Raw genomic sequence first — 14376 nt, forward strand, 5'->3', positions numbered from 1 at the left:
TGTTAGGTGAGGCTCCTATACAAACATAGGCTACTGCCCAAAAATGTCGAGAGACGCCAATGGGTAGAACAGGAATTGTCGAATACAAGGCTTTTCTTAAGGTAGCTAAGATGTTTGTCTTTACGTTGTATAGTGCCAAAACTCAACGATTAGATCGACTATACGACTTTGTCTATTTGAGATGAATTTATTAGGAAGGCTTTTCGCTGAGTTTTTGAGCGAAAAGTCTTTTTTTGCGTAACGGTCATTGCTATTTTCAAGATAGAAAAGGGAGGGATTTACCATGGTAAAACAGTGTTCACATTAACTAGGTGGAATAGCTCATTGTATTGTGAGGCATTAACGCTAAGAAACAAGGAATTAAAGGCAAGTTCTGGAAAACGATTTTTATTGAAAGCGCCAAGAGATGAAAGAAATGATCTTCACTTAATTATTAAGCAGGAAGATCACGTAGTAGGAACCTTATTGCTTCATCCGATTTCAGAAAAATGTGTGCAAATCAAGCAGGTTGCAGTGGATTCTCGTTATCAAGGAGCAGGATTAGGTAAAAATTTACTCATTTATGCGGAACAGGTCGCAAGAAGATTTGGTTTTTACTTTGTATTTCTTACAGGGAGAAAACAGGCTTGGGGATTTTATGAAAAGCTAGGTTACCAAACTATATCGAATGATTATCAGGAAGGTCAATTAATCATGCGAATCTATAAAAAAGACCTTCAGTCGCCACTGGAACAGGTGGAAAAAAGGGAGATGAAAACAAATGGATGACAGTAGTTCGATAATTACGGGTTTGTGGCAGAAAAAAGTGAATAAAAAGACGCTATTGTCTATTTGTTTTTAACCCCCGCTTTTCTCCATAAGCCCGTCTGTAGGAGGGACAACCATGAATACGCTAAAAGATATTATCTTATACCTGTTTATTGGAATAGGATTATGGCATATTTTTTTCGGGGAAAAGGAGAAGAACATGAAACAACAAAAATTAACGACGACAAAAACAAATTATAGTTTATTTGCCAAAAAGACAACAAGGAGCATCTTTGAAACATTTAGAACATCGAGTCTTGGATTGTCGAGTGAGCAAGTTGAAGAAGCAAAAGAAAAGTTCGGAGAGAACAAAATTCCGTATAAGAAATCTACACCATTTTTTATCGAAGTTTTAAAAGCATTTATCACACCGTTTACTTTGGTGTTAATTGGTTTGGGAGTGATTTCGCTCATCACAGAAGGGATCATGCCTGAACCAGGCGAAAAAGATTTCTTCGGCAGCGGGATTATTTTGGTCATGGTATTAGTCAGCGGCACGATGACTTTGGTGCAATCTGTACGTTCAAACAAGGCTGCTGAAAAATTGAAATCACTTGTAAAAGTTACCGCAACAGTTCGCAGAGACAATCAGTATAAGGAAATTCCTATGGAAGAAATTGTCTGCGGAGATTTAGTTAAACTTTCCGCGGGAGATATGATTCCAGCAGATATCCGCTTGATTTCTGCAAAGGACTTATTTATTTCACAATCGGCACTGACCGGTGAGAGTTATCCTGTTGAGAAATGTGCTGACAAAATGAATGGGCAAAAAGAATCTGAGACCAGCTATGATAATTTAGTATTTATGGGAAGCAATGTAATCAGTGGAAGCGCTGAAGGAATAGTCATTGCTACAGGAGCGAAAACGTTATTCGGCGATGTTGCTAAATCCTTATCTGCTACACCGATTCAAACCAGCTTTGAGCTGGGAATTCGCAAGACGTCCTTTTTGTTTATTAAGTTTATGGCATTGATGGCTCCGACAGTAATTGTGATTAATGGATTTACTAAAGGAGATTGGATGGAAGCTTTCTTATTTGGTTTATCAGTTGCTGTGGGGCTGACGCCAGAAATGCTGCCGATGATCGTTACGACAAATTTAGTTAAGGGCGCTACAGGGATGGCAAAGAATGGTACGATCATCAAAAATCTAAATGCTATCCAAAATTTTGGTGCGATCGATGTTTTATGCACGGATAAAACAGGAACGCTGACGCAAGATAAAATCATTCTTGAATATCATCTGGATTGTGATGGTGAAGAAGATAATCGTGTCTTGAGACATGCGTATCTTAACAGCTATTATCAAACGGGACTGAAAAATCTGATTGACGTAGCAATTATCGAATCAACTAATCAAGAATTAGATACAAATAAGATTCGCTACAAAAAAGTTGATGAGATTCCGTTTGACTTTCAGCGTCGCAGAATGAGTGTGGTCGTAGAAGATCAATATGGCAAAACACAAATGATTACAAAGGGCGCAATCGAAGAGATGTTGGAAATTTCTTCCTTTGTTGATTTTAAAGGGCAGGTCACTAAACTAACTGATGAAGTAAAAAAACAGGTTTTGAGAAAAGTTCATGAGTTGAATGAGGATGGGTTGCGAGTGATTGGTGTTGCTCAAAAGACAAATCCAAGTGTGGTCGGTGAATTTTCAACTGCGGATGAGGCAGAAATGGTCTTGATTGGTTACTTGGCATTTTTAGATCCGCCAAAAGAAACGACCAAACAGGCATTGCAAGCATTAAAGGATAACGGCGTGGGAGTAAAAGTTTTAACTGGCGATAATGCACTAGTGACAAAATCCGTCTGTAAGCAAGTTGGACTAGGGGCAGAAACGATCATCCACGGAGAAGACTTAGTCCATTTAAGAGATGAAGAATTAGCAGAAATTGCAGAAAGTTATAATGTATTTGTAAAATTGAACCCGCAACAGAAACAAAAAATCACCAGTTTACTTAGAGAAAACGGACATACAGTTGGTTTTTTGGGTGACGGGATCAATGATGCGCCAGCAATGAAAGCGGCAGATGTTGGGATATCTGTTGATACGGCTGTTGACATTGCTAAAGAATCTGCCGATGTGATTTTATTGGAGAAAGATTTGATGATTCTCGAACAGGGAATTCTTTCAGGCAGAGAAACCTTCGGGAACATTATGAAATATATCAAAGCAACTGCAAGCTCAAATTTCGGAAATATGTTTTCAGTTTTGATCGCAAGTTCGTTCTTACCATTTTTACCAATGCTGCCATTGCAAATTTTATTCTTGAATCTGATTTACGATATTTCTTGTATTTCAATTCCATGGGATCGAATGGATAAGGAATATTTGGAGAAGCCCAAAAAATGGACAGCATCTAGTATTGGGAAATTTATGATTTGGCTGGGACCAACGAGTTCGGTCTTTGATATCACGACCTACTTATTGATGTACTTTGTCATTTGTCCAACAGTGCTTGGAGGCGACTTCCATTCTTTATCTCCCGAGCAGCAAGCAGCCTTTATCGCGATTTTCCATGCGGGCTGGTTTGTTGAATCGCTTTGGTCACAAACACTGGTCTTGCATGCGCTGCGCACACCTCAGATTCCATTTATCCAAAGCAGAGGGTCCTTCATCATGACAGTGATCACTACTATGGGGATTATTACTGGGACTCTTTTACCATTTACGAATTTTGGTAAAAATTTAGGCTTGGGAATTCTTCCTAATCAATATTGGTTATGGCTAGTTGTCACAATTTTTGCATATCTGATTTTGGTTACATTGGTGAAAAAAGTTTATATTCAACGTTATCAAGAATTGCTCTAAGAAAAAATCAAACGCCCCGACTTATTAGGGGCGTTTGATCTTATTTTTTAATGTCGTTCCGCAAATAGACCATATCTATTAATTGAACACCTTGATCAATAATTGGTTCGCGGTAATTATCGGTGAAAAAGTTTTTCACGCGATGGGATTCGCGAAATCCGCAATTTTTATAGAAGTTCAATATGCTAGGAACGTCCCCAGTGCCGACATACATTGTTTGATAACGTCCTAAAAATTCATCGAATAGAAATTGGATCATCGCTTTGCCATAACCTTTTCCTTGTTCACTTGGCATAGTGGCAATATTTTTTAGTTCACATTCTGTATCATTTAATTCTGTTACAACGGCTTCGCATTTCAGATCATCGTCGTATAATACAAACATCCGGCCATCCTCCAGATAACGATCGATCATGTGTTCTTCCTCATCGGCTAAACTAAGCAAGTCTAAAAATTCTTTCTTATTTGAACGTATTTCTTTAATTCTCATGTAAGCTGTCCTCATTTTCTTTCATTTTTAAATGCAATATCGGAAATGCATTTCCTTGTTCATCTAACTCTGAGCGGCTAGTAACCTGAAATCCCATGTGTTGGTAAAAACCCAATGCTTTTTCATTTTGTTCATTCACATCTACGTATTTAATCCTCAGTGTATCAATGACGTATTGAAGGAGCTTTTTACCAATCCCTTGGTTTAAAGCATTCGCATCAATAAAAAGCATCTCAATTTTTCCACCTTCGACACCAATGAAACCTAAAAGTTTTTGATCATAATAACCGTAAAGCTGATCGATCATTAATAGCCCTCTTTTTACTGCTGGTTTTAATGCGTTAATGTCATTTATCGCCAAAAAATTGTGAGTGGCTTTTACGGAAGATTCCCAAATTGCCATCATTGCTTCAATTTCAGTATTATCTTTTTGATCTACTCGTCTAATTTTCAATATTAATTTTTCCTCCAAATTTCCTCTAAAGAAATGTTTTTAACCGCAACAAATAAAGAGCCCCAAATTCTGCTCTTAAAAATAAGACGATGAAACAAATCTTTATCGTCACTTCAAACAATGTTTCATCTACAGTAGTTTTCTTGTTTGAAGTTTAGCAATCGTGCGTATATTGAAGACAAAATTCCACATTGATAATAATCCTTTTATTAGTTTAGTCAATTTTAACAAGAGGTATATAGAAAAGCAATTTGCCACTGAAGAGTTAGCAAAACAAAAAAGACAAAAACAATCATAGTGAAAGTCTTTGTCTTTTTCTATTATTTCAAACTAAAATCTAGATATACGGGATTATGGTCGGAATATTTAAATTGCATATCTTTAACGTGCACATCTTTTACGTTGATATTATCTGATACAAGAAACCCGTCGATCAATGTCGTATAGGTTTGTCCCTTTTTGTAAGCTTCATTTAGTGCGCGAGCCGATGGGATTTTCTCTTCTGCTAGGTTGCCAGTCGGTAAATGGAAGCCCGCTGGCAGCTGCTCCTTAGGAAAAGGATGGGTCCAGGTTTCACGTTTTTTACTTGTGTCAAAGACTTCAGGACTATTTCCTAAGACATCATGATTGTAGTCTCCAGCAACCATTACATAGTTGCCTTTTTTATATTCACTTTCCATTACATCAAAAATCTTTTTTAACTGAGCAGCTTGAACCGATCGATCTTTAGTAAAAGCCGATAAATGTGTATTGATAGCGATTAGTTCATGATCTCCTTTAACTGGAATTCGACTGACCGTAAAGGCGCGATCCAAATCAAAAAATTTATTGAAATTTGTTTCAATTGGTAAAGAATAGCGCTTGCTGCTGGTTATTTCTGCTTGACTTAAGGTTACAAGACCGGATTTTGCTTGACCGATCGGATCAGTAAAAGGATAGAAGAGGTAAGAGGAATCATAGTTTTGACCGTAAAGACTATTGTAGGCCGGTAAATGTTTCTTCAGCCAAGCTACTTCATCTACATGTTGTGAGCGATCACCGTCTTGATCAACCTCCTGATAAAAAGCTAAAGTTGGATCAAGTTCTGTAGTAGTCTTGACGATTCCCTGCATATTTTCTTTGACTGTCTTTTTGTCATAGGCACGAGAGTACTTTCCACCATCCATAAAAAAGCTGTAACTTGGCGGGTAAGCACCATAACCCACATTGTGGCTCATTGCACGGTAGGTCTTATTTGTTTCAAGAGTTTGAGTATGTTGATTGTCAGGCTCCAATGTCAGATTGTCTGGCAGACGATCGTAGCTGGCGAATAAGTAAATCAAGTAGCCGCCTAAGACAACCACGATTGCGATAATAATCCCTAACAAAATTTTTAGTATCTTTTTCACTGATAAACCTCCTAATGGTAATGAAACTGCTTCTACTTAAATATGCATATTTTCGATCAATCTTACTAGCTCAAGTACAACGCTAGTAAAAGACATTTCAAAAGTATCATAGCAGATTTTTTGCCGTTGACAAAGTATCCTCACTTTCGGAAAATTTCTGAACATGTTACACTGAATGGGTAGTTTTAAACGTTATTAAAAGAGAGGTTTTAAAATGATTCGATTTGCAAAAAAAGAAGATGGAGCTGCCGTAGCAAAGCTTATACTGGTTATTTTAAAGGATATGGAACTGGATTTTTTAGAGGAGTTCGGTGAGGAGAAAGCTTTGGAAGCAATTGCAGCCTGCTTTGAAGATCCAACGTATCGCTTTGGTTATGCTCGTGGTCTTGTTGAAGAAATTGATGGAGAGATCGCAGGAGCTGTTTTTGGTTATCCAGCCGATAAAGAAGCGATTATTGATCTGCCGCTGCAAAAATATTTGCAGGATCAAGGTATCGCAGAGGATATTCAAATGTTTATTGATCCCGAGGCTTTTCCGAATGAATGGTACCTAGATTCGATAGCTGTGGATGAAAGATTCCGCGGACAGGGAATTGGTTCAAAGTTACTGACAGCAGTTGACCGCTTAGCGACTCATGAAGGAGAAAAAGTCATTGGGTTGAATGTGGATAAAGCAAATCCTAACGCAAAACGATTATACTTGCGAGATGGCTTTAAGGATGTTGGTGAGATGGTTATCAGCGGGCACCTGTATGATCATATGCAACGAAGTGTTAAAGGTTTTGACAGAAGCTGATATTAAATATGAACATCAGTGTTTGACCTTATATTAAAAAAATAGAGTGTTTTTTATTCTAAATTTTAAATCGAGCAGCCAAAAGAGCTATGACAAAAAAATGTCATAGCTCTTAGTTTTGGGAAAAAGTTATTTCAAAGGCTGTTTCAGACTCTTTGTTTTTACTGCGATTGTAAAGCCAATAATCCATGATTGCTGCTACGCAAATACAGACAGGAGCATCTGCTGGATCAGTGACATCTAAAACATAGTAGTCGCCGGTCAGCAAAGTGGCTTTATCCATCCTCATAATTGATTGATTGAAGTGATTGATTTTGTATTTATGATTATAAATATCTCCATAGACTGCCCAATGGAGTTGTTGAATGTAATAAAAATCTCCCGGCCAATGAAAAATTTTGTGAAGCACGCCAACTTTTGTGTGGTCACAGTAGATCTCAAACTTGCGACCGAAGATGACGCTGGCCTGTTTAATATATGCAACGATTTGACCGTCCATGGCATATAGGGATAGTACATTTCCTTTACGCCCCCAATGACCGACCATTAAATACAAAGGGACGCCTTTACTGTCTTTGACGATCGTTCGTGTTGTGGAGCTTAGTTGTTTTTCTTGAATAAAAAATTCGGTCATGTTGATTCACACCTTCTAATTTTTATTATTCAGAAAGGATTCGATCGATTGCCGTTGCTACTCCGTTTTCTTCATTTGTGTCTGTTACATGTTTAGCGATTTTTTTAATAGCAGGTGCTGCATTGCCCATGGCAAAACTTGTTCCTGCATAAGTCAACATGCTGACATCGTTAAAATTATCGCCAAGCGCCATGACTTGATCAGCAGTAAAACCGCGCTCTTCAGCAAATTGTTTTAAAGCGATCCCTTTTTGCGCGTTGACGTGATTGATTTCAATGTTGGTCAGCTCCGAAGCGGCAACAGCTAAGTCGCCCATCTTCTCTAGTTTGCCAGTTACTTCTTGCAACTGTTCTGGACCATTTTTATCAAAGGCAATTATTTTTAATACGTCTTCATCTTTATCGATTAATATCTGACGCATATCTTTGACAAAAGTAATGGGAGTAAGTGATAAATGTCGAGAAGAAGCGGCAATCGCCATCTTCTTAGAAATTCCGGGCATTTTCCCTAAAATATGTTCAGAGAAAAACTCGATTCGCATCGGCTGATTTGAAGAGTACACATGATCAGCTGTAAAAATTTCATAGTAAAGTCCAGCTTCTTCAAGAGTGTCCATAACTTCAAAAGTTTTTTCTTTACCAATCGGAATGGTAAAAATGGTTTCTCGCTTGGCGTTCACCACATGAGCGCCGTTTAATAAAATCATCGGTACGTGAATGTCCGCTTCATCTAATGAGATTTTAGCGTGGCTCATTCCGCGTCCAGTAGCGGTAATAAATTCAATTCCTTGTGCTTGAGCTTTCTGAATGGCTTCGATATTTGCTGTCGGGACTTGCATTTCATCGTTTAACAGTGTACCGTCCATATCAGAGGCAATGAGTTTTATCAAAATTATTCACCTAGCTTTCCTATCATACAACGATAGTGTACCATAATCCCAGAGAGGATAACCACGTCGAGTTTATTCTTTAAAAAGAATTATTTGAGCAGTTAAGAAGACGGTGAAGTTATTTTACTGCTTTTTCCATTTTAAATTATTATTGAATCAGGAGTGAATGCAAGTGAAAGAAATCATCCATAATGATTGGCAAAATGTTTTAGCGGATCAATTTCAGGCACCATACTATTTGAAATTGCGAGAATTTTTGAAACAAGAATACAGTACACAAAGAATTCATCCAGATATGTATCATATTTTTGAAGCATTAGAATTAACGCCTTATGACAAAGTAAAAGTCGTGATCTTAGGTCAAGATCCGTATCATGGTGTGGACCAAGCACATGGACTTTCTTTTTCTGTGCAGCCAGGTGTGAAAATACCGCCTTCATTACGTAATATTTATCAGGAAATGCAAAGTGACTTAGGGATTCCTCCGGTTCAGCATGGAAATCTTGTGAGCTGGGCAAAACAAGGTGTCCTATTACTCAACACGGTATTGACAGTTCGAGAAGGTCAGGCATACTCACATCGCGGTCAAGGATGGGAGCAATTAACGGATGCGATTATTGAACGTTTGAATGAACGGGAAAAACCAATCGTCTTTATTTTGTGGGGAAAACCTGCGCAAGAAAAAATTAAGATGATCGATACCAATAAACATGCGATTATAAAATCGGTTCATCCGTCACCGTTATCAGCTCACCGAGGTTTTATGGGTTCAAAACCATTCTCGAAAACGAATCAACTATTGACGGAGTGGGGCGAATCGCCGATTGATTGGCAATTACCTGAAACAGTGTAGTATGACAACGGTTTCTGTAGCAGGAACAGTTTGTGAAAATGTTCTTAACTCACATTTGCTAGATTTTAATTAGTAGTACAGATGTTTTATTCTGTCCTTTTCTTTTCATGTGAAGTATTGTATGATAAATGAGAAATAAATATCTGGAGGGTTTTATCGTGGATCTATTTGATAGTTTGAAATTTAAGATTATTCGTCGCAACATCCAAGTTGCATTTCCTGAAGCAACTGACGCACGTATTTTAGGTGCTGCTTCTCGTCTGAAGGCAGAAGAATTGATTGAACCAATTTTAATTGGTAATTTAGCCGAAATCGAAAAAGCTGCGAGCGCTCGTGGAATCGCTTTAAGCAACTTCACAATCATCGATCCTGATCATTTTGATCGTTGGGATGAAATGGTAGAAGCTTTTGTTGATCGTCGTAAAGGAAAAGTCAGCAAAGAAGATGCTGAAAAAATTCTTAAAGATGAAAATTACTTTGGCACAATGTTAACTTATATGGGTATCACAGACGGCATGGTTTCTGGAGCGATCCATTCAACTGGTGACACTGTACGCCCAGCGTTGCAAATCATCAAAACAAAACCTGGCGTTAGCCGAACAAGTGGAGCTTTCTTGATGGTTCGCGGACGCGACCAAGAAAAATATCTATTCTCAGATTGCGCCATCAATGTAAATCCTAATGCACAAGAATTAGCTGAAATTGCTGTGGAATCAGCAAAAACGGCTGAATTATTTGACATCGAACCAAAAGTTGCGATGATGAGCTTCTCAACAAAGGGTTCTGCTAAGGCGCCAGAAGTTGAGAAAGTCGCTGAAGCAACTAAGATTGCTCAAGAGTTAGCACCAGACTTCTTGATTGATGGTGAATTACAATTTGATGCAGCTTATATCCCAGGTGTTGCACAATTAAAAGCACCAGATTCAAAAGTAGCCGGACAAGCAACGGTCTTTGTTTTCCCTGAATTACAATCAGGTAATATCGGCTATAAGATTGCTCAACGCTTCGGCGGGTTTGAAGCTATCGGACCAATCCTGCAAGGCTTGAACAAACCAATCTCTGACCTTTCACGAGGTTCCAATGAAGAAGATGTTTACAAGCTTTCAATTATTACAGCAGCACAATCGTTGATGAATTAATCTAAGATTCATAAAAATAGTAAAGCAAGAATTCGTAAGTTATGCGAATTCTTGCTTTTTTTATTTGATCGGAATCGATCGAGCGGGAAATTTCCCAACTTCTGACACCTAGTTACAAGGCTGGAACCTTGTTCCCTAAGTTGTCCCATACCATTGTAAACGGTTTATTCGGACTGTATAGTTTGATTTGTAAACAGGAAGAAGAACTTATTGGAAGGAGATGTTTTTTTGTCATGATGGAGAAGATTCAACGCTTTGGAGGGGCAATGTTTACCCCGGTGCTATTATTTTCTTTTTCAGGAATAATGGTCGCGCTGTGTATCATTTTCAAAAATCCAATGCTGGTCGGAAGTATCGCGAACGATGGAACGACTTGGTATGCAATTTGGAGTATCGTTGAGAATGGTGCTTGGACTGTGTTTAATCAGATGGAGCTATTGTTCGTTATCGGACTATCCATTGGATTAGCTAAAAAAGCAAATGCCCGAGCTGCGATGGAGGCATTTGTTGTCTATACTACCTGTAATTATTTTATTTCATCTATGTTGGAATATTTCGGTAATTTCTTTGGCGTGAATTTTGCGGCTGAGCCGGGAGGAGAAAGTGGACTGAAATTGATTGGAGGAATCAAGACATTAGATACGGGGATTATTGGAGCAATTTTTATATCTGCTATTGTCGTTTTCCTGCATAACCGCTATTTTGAAACAAAACTACCTGATTTCTTAGGCATTTTTCAAGGCTCATCCTTTGTAGTTATCTTAGGATTCTTTACCATGCTGCCCATCGCATTTCTGATTTGCTTAATCTGGCCGAAAGTACAACAAGGGATCGGATCATTGCAAGGTTTCTTAGCAAGTGCAGGTATTTTTGGAGTATGGCTCTACACTTTCCTAGAACGAATCCTGATACCTACAGGATTGCATCATTTTATTTATACACCATTTGTTTATGGACCTGCTGTTGTGGAGGAAGGTATCACCAAATATTGGATGGGGCATTTACAAGAGTTCGCCCAAACAACGACATCATTGAAACAATTGTTCCCAGAAGGCGGCTTTGCTTTGCATGGTAATTCGAAAATATTTGCTTCTCCGGGAATTGCTGCAGCTTTTTACTTTACTGCAAAACCAGAAAACAAAAAGAAAGTATTAGCTATCTTGATTCCGGCGACTTTAACAGCAGTCTTAGCAGGAATCACAGAGCCACTAGAATTCACCTTTTTATTCGTATCCCCACCATTATTTGCTGTCCATGCCTTTTTAGCGGCATCAATGGCAGCGACGATGTACGGATTTGGCGTTGTCGGCGATATGGGTGGCGGCTTCATCGATCTATTAGCAAAAGTTTGGATTCCTTTATTCCAAAATCATAAAGGTATGATCTTTACTCAGCTTGCTATTGGATTGGCATTTATCGCGATTTATTTCTTAGTCTTCCGATTTTTGATCCTGAAGTTTAATCTAGCGACACCAGGACGGGAAGAAAATGCTCAAGACATCAAGCTTTACTCGAAAAAAGATTACAAGGAAAAACAAGGCGGCAACGCACCTGTACTTGAAGGTGCGAATCAATATACTGAACAAGCAGCGGTTTATTTGGATGGTTTTGGCGGGGCAGAAAATATTGCGAAGGTCAATAACTGTGCGACTCGTTTACGGATCACTGTCAAGGATGAAAATCTTGTACAAGCAGATGATGTTTTCCGATCAGGGGGAGCTCATGGCGTCGTGCGTAACGGCAATGCTTTTCAAGTAATTGTTGGTTTAGATGTGCCGCAGGTCAGAGAGCAATTTGAAACACTAATGGATATAGAAAATTAATAAAGGAGCGGATAAAGAATGAAGAAATTTTCAATTGTAATTGCAGGCGGAGGAAGTACATTTACACCGGGGATCGTATTGATGCTATTAGACAACTTGGATAAGTTCCCTATTCGACAAATCAAATTCTATGATAACTTGGAAGAACGTCAAAATCATGTGGCGAGTGCCTGTGAAATTTTGTTGAAGGAACGAGCACCAGAAATCAAATTTGTTGCTACAACTGACCCAGAAACTGCGTTTACCGATGTTGATTTTGTGATGGCACATATTCGGGTGGGATTGTACGCTATGCGGGAAAAAGACGAGAAGATTCCGTTGAAATATGGTGTGGTTGGTCAAGAAACCTGCGGACCGGGCGGAATTGCCTATGGGATGCGTTCAATTGGCGGTGTGTTGGAGCTCGTTGATTACATGGAGAAATATTCGCCAGATGCTTGGATGCTAAACTATTCGAATCCGGCGGCAATCGTAGCTGAAGCAACAAGAAAATTACGACCAGAATCAAAAATCATCAATATTTGTGATATGCCCGTGGGAATCGAAGAGCGGATGGCACATTCGATTGGATTAAGTTCGCGAAAAGATATGGTGGTTCGCTATTATGGCTTAAATCATTTTGGCTGGTGGACAGATATTCGCGACAAAGAAGGCAATGACTTAATGCCGCAAATCAAAGCTCATGTCAAAGCTCATGGCTACTCATTACCAGAAGAAATTGAAGAATCTCAACATACAGATGCCAGCTGGATGCATACCTTTGCTAAAGCAAAAGAAGTGTATGCGTTAGATCCAGATACGCTGCCAAATACTTATTTGAAATATTATTTCTATCCGCAAGATGAAGTTGCTCATGCTAACCCAGAATTTACTAGAGCAAACGAAGTAATGGCTGGACGGGAACAACACGTCTTCGGTGAATGTGATCGGATCGCAGAAGCTGGAACGGCTGAAGGCACATCGTTAGAAGTCGATGAACACGCTAGCTATATTGTCGATCTTGCACGGGCAATCGCGTACAATACCCATGAAAGAATGCTCTTGATTGTTCCTAATGAAGGAGCGATCGTCAACTTTGATGAAACCGCGATGGTAGAAGTGCCATGCGTCGTAGGCAGCAACGGACCAGAACCGTTAACACAAGGAAAAATCCCGCGCTTCCAAAAAGGTTTGATGGAGCAGCAAGTTGCGGTTGAAAAACTAGTGGTCGAAGCCTGGGAAGAAAAATCATATCAAAAATTATATCAAGCTTTATCACTTTCAAGAATCGTGCCCAATGCTCGGGTTGCCAAAGAATTGTTGGATGATTTAATTGAAGCAAACAAAGAATTTTGGCCAGAATTAAGCTAAATGTTATGAAAAAAACAACTTTTTCTCCTCCTTCACGTATAATAGTGTAGGAGGAGGGAATTTATGACATTAGAACAATTGATTCACCAACATTTAGAAGAGTTGAGTGATTTAGATAAGGATATTTTGCAGTTTATTCTTGCCAATCCAGATAAGGTTCAGTCTTCAGGAATCATGGAGCTGGCAGAAATGGTGCATGCTTCTAAATCATCGGTACTGCGAACCACCAAGAAGCTAGGTTTTTCCGGTTATTCAGAGCTGAAGTATTTTTTACGACACTCAGAGGCGAATAATCAAAAAGATACTAGTGAAAAAGATATTTTTGAAAAGCAGTTCGATGATATCAAAAAGACACTAGAATATATGCAATCGATCAATCTCGAACCAATCAATGAGATGATTGACCAAAGTCAAACCGTCTACTGCTATGCGACAGGTTTTTCGCAAAAAAAAGCAATCGATGAATTCTATAAAATGATGCTAAACATGGATAAACGTGTATTGGTTTCACCAAATAAAACAGAACTGGATATGGTGATGCCGATGATTACTAAAAATGATTGTGTAATCGTTGTTTCTTTAAGTGGAGAGACCGATGATATCAAAGAAAATTTGACATCTTTTGAGGTTCGAAAAATTCCTTTACTTGCAGTAACAGCAGTTGGAGATAATTATTTTGCACGGCACAGTACGTATCATCTAAATTATTATTGTGATTTTTTTGTCGTGGGAAGAAGAAAGCAGCAGACGCAATCCTTAATTGGATTAGACTGTTTAATGGATTACTTAATTCGGTCGTATGGCATCTACACATTAAATAAAGGTGACAATCTAAATCAGTAAAATACTTTTTAAAGACAAAGAAGGAGCGAAAGAAATGATAGCGCTTAAATCGATAAAAATTAAAAGAAATATGTTGCTTGGTTATTGGATTATTG

General features: G+C 38.6%; 13 protein-coding genes and 1 riboswitch. Of the genes, 8 read left to right on the plus strand and 5 right to left on the minus strand.

Annotated features, from left to right (window positions below; translation table 11 throughout):
• Nucleotides 1-161, plus strand: a riboswitch (M-box (ykoK) riboswitch).
• A 133-nt stretch (nt 162-294) separates the two neighbouring features.
• Nucleotides 295-768 (plus strand): GNAT family N-acetyltransferase, encoded by a 474-nt coding sequence (locus A5875_RS02230; RefSeq protein ID WP_254911836.1) that lies wholly within the window; start codon nt 295-297, stop codon nt 766-768.
• 199 nt (nt 769-967) lie between these two features.
• Nucleotides 968-3622, plus strand: coding sequence for a magnesium-translocating P-type ATPase (gene mgtA, locus A5875_RS02235; protein ID WP_088934603.1), 2655 nt, complete (start codon nt 968-970; stop codon nt 3620-3622).
• 40 nt (nt 3623-3662) lie between these two features.
• On the opposite strand, the gene A5875_RS02240 is transcribed toward mgtA, so the two are convergent.
• From A5875_RS02240 to A5875_RS02250, 3 genes are all read right to left on the minus strand, one after another.
• Nucleotides 3663-4112 (minus strand): GNAT family N-acetyltransferase, encoded by a 450-nt coding sequence (locus tag A5875_RS02240; protein WP_088932102.1) that lies wholly within the window; start codon nt 4110-4112, stop codon nt 3663-3665.
• Nucleotides 4102-4566 carry a GNAT family N-acetyltransferase gene (locus A5875_RS02245; RefSeq protein ID WP_242551306.1) on the minus strand — a complete coding sequence of 155 codons (465 nt, stop codon included), beginning with the start codon at nt 4564-4566 and terminating at the stop codon, nt 4102-4104. Before A5875_RS02245 ends, A5875_RS02240 begins: the two co-directional genes overlap by 11 nt.
• Nucleotides 4567-4886: 320 nt before the next feature.
• Nucleotides 4887-5954, minus strand: coding sequence for an endonuclease/exonuclease/phosphatase family protein (locus A5875_RS02250; protein ID WP_088932103.1), 1068 nt, complete (start codon nt 5952-5954; stop codon nt 4887-4889).
• A 214-nt stretch (nt 5955-6168) separates the two neighbouring features.
• On the opposite strand from A5875_RS02250, the gene A5875_RS02255 reads away from it, so the two are divergent.
• Nucleotides 6169-6750, plus strand: coding sequence for a GNAT family N-acetyltransferase (locus A5875_RS02255; RefSeq protein ID WP_088932104.1), 582 nt, complete (start codon nt 6169-6171; stop codon nt 6748-6750).
• A 112-nt stretch (nt 6751-6862) separates the two neighbouring features.
• Here the strand turns inward: A5875_RS02255 and A5875_RS02260 are convergent, their stop codons facing one another.
• Together A5875_RS02260 and A5875_RS02265 are read right to left on the minus strand one after the other, a co-directional pair.
• The gene (locus tag A5875_RS02260; RefSeq protein ID WP_088932105.1) at nt 6863-7384 is read right to left on the minus strand and encodes an LURP-one-related/scramblase family protein; all 522 of its coding nucleotides are present in this window, start codon (nt 7382-7384) and stop codon (nt 6863-6865) included.
• Between the two features lie 25 nt (nt 7385-7409).
• Nucleotides 7410-8273: a Cof-type HAD-IIB family hydrolase gene (locus A5875_RS02265; RefSeq protein ID WP_088932106.1), complete on the minus strand. Its 864-nt coding sequence runs from the start codon at nt 8271-8273 to the stop codon at nt 7410-7412.
• A gap of 172 nt (nt 8274-8445) precedes the next feature.
• Here A5875_RS02265 and A5875_RS02270 point away from each other — a divergent pair, with 172 nt between their 5' ends.
• From A5875_RS02270 to A5875_RS02290, 5 genes are all read left to right on the plus strand, one after another.
• The gene (locus tag A5875_RS02270) at nt 8446-9126 is read left to right on the plus strand and encodes a uracil-DNA glycosylase (RefSeq protein WP_088934605.1); all 681 of its coding nucleotides are present in this window, start codon (nt 8446-8448) and stop codon (nt 9124-9126) included.
• Between the two features lie 158 nt (nt 9127-9284).
• A complete protein-coding gene (gene pta, locus A5875_RS02275) occupies nt 9285-10265 on the plus strand; it encodes a phosphate acetyltransferase (RefSeq protein WP_088932107.1) in 981 nt (326 codons plus the stop codon).
• Nucleotides 10266-10498: 233 nt separating this feature from the next.
• Nucleotides 10499-12088, plus strand: a complete 1590-nt coding sequence (locus tag A5875_RS02280) for an alpha-glucoside-specific PTS transporter subunit IIBC (protein ID WP_088932108.1) — start codon at nt 10499-10501, stop codon at nt 12086-12088.
• 18 nt (nt 12089-12106) lie between these two features.
• Nucleotides 12107-13438: a 6-phospho-alpha-glucosidase gene (locus A5875_RS02285; protein WP_088932109.1), complete on the plus strand. Its 1332-nt coding sequence runs from the start codon at nt 12107-12109 to the stop codon at nt 13436-13438.
• 63 nt (nt 13439-13501) lie between these two features.
• The gene (locus A5875_RS02290) at nt 13502-14281 is read left to right on the plus strand and encodes a MurR/RpiR family transcriptional regulator (protein WP_088932110.1); all 780 of its coding nucleotides are present in this window, start codon (nt 13502-13504) and stop codon (nt 14279-14281) included.
• The last annotated feature ends 95 nt before the right edge of the window (nt 14282-14376 follow it).

The sequence above is a fragment of the Enterococcus sp. 3H8_DIV0648 genome (assembly GCF_002140655.1).
Lineage (GTDB): Bacteria > Bacillota > Bacilli > Lactobacillales > Enterococcaceae > Enterococcus_A > Enterococcus_A hulanensis.

What these genes read in the sequence shown, in the direction of transcription:
- mgtA (WP_088934603.1), top strand. Translation starts at nt 968, where the DNA reads ATGAAACAACAAAAATTAACGACGACAAAAACAAATTATAGTTTATTT.
- A5875_RS02240 (WP_088932102.1), bottom strand. Translation starts at nt 4,112, where the DNA reads ATGAGAATTAAAGAAATACGTTCAAATAAGAAAGAATTTTTAGACTTG.
- A5875_RS02255 (WP_088932104.1), top strand. Translation starts at nt 6,169, where the DNA reads ATGATTCGATTTGCAAAAAAAGAAGATGGAGCTGCCGTAGCAAAGCTT.
- A5875_RS02260 (WP_088932105.1), bottom strand. Translation starts at nt 7,384, where the DNA reads ATGACCGAATTTTTTATTCAAGAAAAACAACTAAGCTCCACAACACGA.
- A5875_RS02280 (WP_088932108.1), top strand. Translation starts at nt 10,499, where the DNA reads ATGATGGAGAAGATTCAACGCTTTGGAGGGGCAATGTTTACCCCGGTG.
- A5875_RS02285 (WP_088932109.1), top strand. Translation starts at nt 12,107, where the DNA reads ATGAAGAAATTTTCAATTGTAATTGCAGGCGGAGGAAGTACATTTACA.
- A5875_RS02290 (WP_088932110.1), top strand. Translation starts at nt 13,502, where the DNA reads ATGACATTAGAACAATTGATTCACCAACATTTAGAAGAGTTGAGTGAT.